The following is a 2,793-nucleotide window of genomic DNA, read 5'->3' as shown; positions in this document are numbered from 1 at the left end:
ATTTCCTTTTATTTGACTTGAAAATAACATAACTGAGATCAGAAATTAGATGAAGGTGTGGTTGCCCTGACGCTTACGATCATACCAAGCTTCCTCTTACCGCTTGGTTTTTCGCTATTTACTTCATTACACAAAAAAACAGTGGAATTTCAATCTTAGAACTCTAGGGATACCCTACAATGCTACGTGGCGCTTAAAACACAAATCAATGCAAGCAATGAAAGAGCGAAATGATCAAAAACCCTTGGAAGGCTTTATTCAAATTGATAATGCATATTGGGGTGGCGTACGTAAGGGAACCAAAGGTCGAGGGGTAAAAGGAAAGCGCCCATTTGTTGCTGTATCACTAAATGATGAGATGCATCCAGTAGCTATGTGCTTCAGCGTAGTTAAAGGCTTTCAAAAAAAAGAAATAACCGATTGGACAAAACGACATATAAAAGCTAAATCCGTAACCGTTTCAGATGGACTTGCATGTTTTAATGGTCTTGGTGATGCAGATGTCTTTCATTTTTCAATTGTAACTGGCGGAGGCGCAGAGTGTGTTGAAATCCATTATTTCAAATGGGTAAACACCATAATTAGCAATGTGAAAAACGCCATGCATGGTACCTTTCATGCAATAAACTTGAAGCATCTACCTCGGTATCTTGCAGAGTTTGGCGATAAGTTTAATCGTCGTTATAATTTAGAAAGCATGATTGAACGACTTGCTTTTGCAAACTTAATAACGCCACCTATACCAGAACGCCTGTTGAAGCTGGCTGAGTCAAGTAAGGCTTAGTGTATGCAATGGCAATCTGATTAAAGCAGACCTTAATCCCTGCATACTTTTACCGCATCTAAATGTTTCTGTAATATTGACTTCACTACTTCAAAACGTGATGGTAGCACTCTGTTTCTCTTTTTTACCATATATAAAGTTTCTATTACTGGTTTCTGGAGGTTAAATATTTTTAAATGTTGAGGCTCTTGGAAAGACTCTACAGCACTTTTTGGTAACACGGTAAAACCTAACCCTTTGGCTACGGGTTGTAATATTTGGCTTATTTGATTGATATAACCAGTCACTGGGATCTCCTTAATACTCAAGTGAGTAAAATCTGATTCCTGACTTTGTGCTAAATAAAGCGATAAATAATGTTCTGCATCAGGGTGATCAATAAGACCAAGCTCGGTTAATAAATTTTTGCCATAAACGTCAGTATCAACACTAGCGGGAAGTACTAAACAAAGTTGCTCTCGACCAAGCTCCACTACATCAAATAGACTATGGATTGGTGCATCAGTGATGATACCAAGGTCAATGATTCCCGTTTGTATTTCATTTAATATCTGATGATTAGGCGCTGCTTTTAGTTTAACAACAAGCTGAGGGTGCTGAACTTGTAAATCCAATAACTTAGGATAAAGCATCAGTGCAAGTGCACCAGAGCAAGCTAAAGTACAATCTCCAGAAAATGGATCGTCGAACGCTAACAGTTCCATTAACCCTTGCTCATTTTTAACTAATTGCCCTGCATATTGATAAACTAACCTGCCTTGTTCAGTAACTTCGAAGCTCTTTTTTTCTCTGCGGATTAAAGAATGACCGCACGCTTTTTCAAGTTTACTAATATGCTGGCTGACACCAGACTGAGTCATAAATAACTTTTCAGCAGTTTTCGTAAAATGCCCGATATCAACGAGCGTTACAAACGTATTTAACCAAGTAGGGTTTAGCATTATCAATCATCCATCATAATAAATTATCATCTTTATAATAATTGATAATTTAAAGTAATAAACAATTTTCTATACAATAACTTCATTAAATTAAACAACTAGGTTTGGAGTAAATTATGAAAATGAATCACGTAGGTCTTATGGTTGGCGATATGGATACAGCGGTTGAATTTTACACTAAAGCGCTTGGTCTAAAAATTGTAATGGGTAACACTAAGGTAAAAGAAGAGCGTGAAACGGCTATAGGTAGAATGTGTGTGGCTGTTTTTGGTAAAGGCTTTAAAGGCTTTAACATTGCACACCTAGTAACGACTGACGGCATTGGTGTTGAAATGTTTGAAATGAAAGAGCGTCAAGAACGTCATGAAGTTGATTTCACTCGCCTTGGTATATTCCACTTCTGTCTTCAAACAGATGACTTCGAAGGTGCGATTGCGCGTACTGAACAATATGGCGGTAAAGTGCGTATGGACATTATGCGTTACCACCCAGAAGACGACAGTAAGCAAGCAAAAATGGTTTACTTAGAAGACCCGTTTGGCAATTTGTTTGAGCTTTACTCGCACTCTTATGAAGAAACTTACGCTTCTGATTACGAGTAGTTAATTTAACGTAATACGGGTTAAAAAAATTATTGGAAGGCTACCTATGGTGGCCTTTTTTGTCTCTAACGGTAAATAGAATAGTAACTTTGGCTATGTTTGTAGAGAGTTCAGTAACGTATTCTAAGTCGCTTTCGCTCCCTTTTCGACTTAGCAAACTACAAATTTATGGCCAATATTAGTTAATTAAATGGATATAAATAAAAAGGGTGTTAATGAATCATTAGCACCCTTCGTTCAGTTAAGGTCTGTAGAAACTTATGCTGTAAGTGTAACTTTACCTGACCCTGTCCTAAAATCTGTGTAATTACCTATCATTAACTTAATCATATTAAGGAATAGGTAATTATGAAAAAAGAAGAAGGTCTTGTCTTTTGCCTGACCCTGTAAATAATTCTGTGTAATTACCATTTTACAGGTGGCGCTTTAAACGGTCTTCAAACTCAATTATAAACCGATTCATAGC

Annotated in this window: 2 protein-coding genes and 1 pseudogene; 2 read left to right on the top strand and 1 reads right to left on the bottom strand. The window is 37.0% G+C overall.

All coding sequences use genetic code 11. The features are described 5' to 3' along the window. Positions 1-74: 74 nt before the first annotated feature. A pseudogene (locus G322_RS22005) lies at positions 75-784 on the top strand (IS1595 family transposase); the annotation flags it as partial. A gap of 32 nt (positions 785-816) precedes the next feature. Here G322_RS22005 and G322_RS0118545 read toward each other — a convergent pair. Continuing rightward, on the bottom strand, positions 817-1,725 hold the full coding sequence (locus tag G322_RS0118545) for a LysR family transcriptional regulator (RefSeq protein WP_022943173.1): 909 nt from the start codon (positions 1,723-1,725) through the stop codon (positions 817-819). 116 nt (positions 1,726-1,841) lie between these two features. Here G322_RS0118545 and G322_RS0118540 point away from each other — a divergent pair, with 116 nt between their 5' ends. Continuing rightward, on the top strand, positions 1,842-2,327 hold the full coding sequence (locus tag G322_RS0118540; protein ID WP_022943172.1) for a VOC family protein: 486 nt from the start codon (positions 1,842-1,844) through the stop codon (positions 2,325-2,327). Positions 2,328-2,793 lie beyond the last annotated feature (466 nt).

This window comes from Psychromonas hadalis ATCC BAA-638 (genome assembly GCF_000420245.1).
Lineage (GTDB): Bacteria > Pseudomonadota > Gammaproteobacteria > Enterobacterales > Psychromonadaceae > Psychromonas > Psychromonas hadalis.
Note: the sequence above shows the minus strand (reverse complement) of the source record. Positions and strands in the feature narration are given on the sequence as shown.